Below are 2,139 nucleotides of genomic sequence, written 5' to 3' on the forward strand. Positions count from 1 at the left end.
GCGAGGATTTAATAGGGTTGAATCCGGGTTTGAGTTTCACTCAACTCAGCATCACTTCTACCAACAATCAGACTGTGGTTAGTGTGACTGGCACAAATCAATTGTTAGCGAAGCTTAACAATATTACGCCCGGTATTCTCACCGCTAGCGATTTCACTCAGGTAACAATCTAACTGCCTCTGGTAGGGTGTGCAACGCGCATCTTACCAGAAGCGGAAAATCTCGTAGGGTGCACAACGAGTACCGCCCGAATAAAGCAAGCTTTCTCACCAACTGACTTTCGCCTTTTCTGGAAGTTTTTGCGATCGGGCCAACAGGAAAAATTAATCAAGCTTGGATGTAAATTTTCCGGTTTTAGGCAAGGCAAATGTATAAGGTACTAGCTAGGTCAATTATTAGGAATTCGGAGCCGCCCATATCTTTTCTGAATTTCCCATGACTCAGGAACAAAAATGGTTTGATGGGCCACTTATATCGGTAAGATGCGTATTGTGCACTCTACATATAGAGTTTCTAGGTTCAGGAGTTTACATTACATCCTCTGCCGTTAATCGCTATCAAACTCGCAGTCGCAACAGACCAAAACCCCTCTCCCGATACAAGTACCGGATTTCAATCATGGAGAACAAGAAACTTTTCTCCTTAATTGGAATTCCCCAGGTTGATCGCTGAGGTATTCATTCTGCTTGCGGTTTCCAGCATCTCTAATCTTCTGCTTTCAAGGTGAATCTACAGCACATAGTAAACATTCACATGGGTATGCAAAATGAGTTCAATTTTTGCCAGTATAGATTCACAATCTGGTATCCCCAATTCTCTTCCTAAATCTATTGTCTTCATTGACTCAGACTTAGATGACTATCAAAATCTGGCGGGCGGCGTGCTTCCAGGTACGGAGACAATCATATTAGAGAAAAATGGCAACGGAGTCGAGCAAATTACTGCTAAACTGCAAACTATCGCTGCGGCGGGAGGAACTGTAGACCAAGTTCACATTTTTTCTCACGGCAATTCTGGCAGCTTACAGCTTGGTTCTGCGACGTTGAATTCGGATAATTTGCCACAATATGAAAGTCAGTTGCAAGATTGGCGAAATGCACTGAGCGAAAAAGCTGATATCGTGATTTACGGTTGCGATGTTGCTGCGGGTTCGGGTAGTGATTTTGTCGATCGCCTGGGCGAGTTAACGGGGGCTGATATTGCAGCATCTACAGATCGCACTGGCCGCGGTGGTAACTGGAATTTGGAGTTTGCCAAGGGTGATATTGAAGCACCGCTAGCCTTGACTCCAGAAGCAATGGCAGATTACCGAGGGACTTTAGGGACTATTACCGTTACCAACAATAATGATAGCGGGCCGGGTTCATTGAGAAATGCGATCGCCTCCGCAGCGGCCGACGATACCATTCAATTTGCCTCCAGTCTTGCCAGCCAAACAATTACTCTAACTTCCGGTCAACTTGTCATCAATAAAAACTTGACACTTGATGCAAGTGGTGCTAGCAATTTAACCATCAGTGGCAACAACACTTCGCGGGTAATCTTCACAGAAGGTTCGACAAATGTTACTCTAAAAAACCTGATTGTTGCCAACGGCAAAGTTTCTGGAACCGATCCGAATAATGAGGATACTAGCAGCGGTGGTGGCATTAAAACGGGAGGTAACAGTACTTTAACTTTAGAAAATTGCCAAGTCAATAATAATGTTGCTGGTTACGCTGGTGGCATTTACGCGGGTTTCAAGAGTACCACTAATGTGCTCAACAGTACCTTTACTGGCAACGACGGGCGATCGGCTAACAGTGAACGAGGTGGCGGTGCGATCAGCACAAAAAGTGGAGGTTCTCTCACTGTCAAAGGCTCTACTTTTACCAACAACAAAGGCATTAACGGCGGGGCCATTAACCACCTTTTGGGCAACCTAACCGTCGAAAATTCAACTTTTTTAAATAACGATTCTACGGCAGGAACCGGAGCAAATACCAGTGGTTATGGCGGTGCAATTTACACCGACGGTGCTAATGCTTCCGGCCCAAATAGTACACCTGGGTCTGTCGGTGGGACGATCGCCATTCGGAACAGTCGCTTTGAGGGCAACAAAGGCGCAGGGCAAGGCGGCGGGATGTTTCTCTTTGTATA

General features: G+C 45.6%; 1 protein-coding gene. It reads left to right on the plus strand.

Features of this window, described 5'->3' with window-relative positions; translation table 11 throughout:
* Positions 1 to 766 precede the first annotated feature (766 nt).
* Positions 767 to 2,139: DUF4347 domain-containing protein (locus QT994_RS27515; protein WP_333180274.1), on the plus strand; the 1,373-nt coding region annotated here is incomplete at its 3' end.

It is taken from the genome of Microcoleus sp. S13_B4, assembly GCF_036700885.1.
Classification (GTDB): Bacteria; Cyanobacteriota; Cyanobacteriia; order Cyanobacteriales; family Microcoleaceae; genus Microcoleus.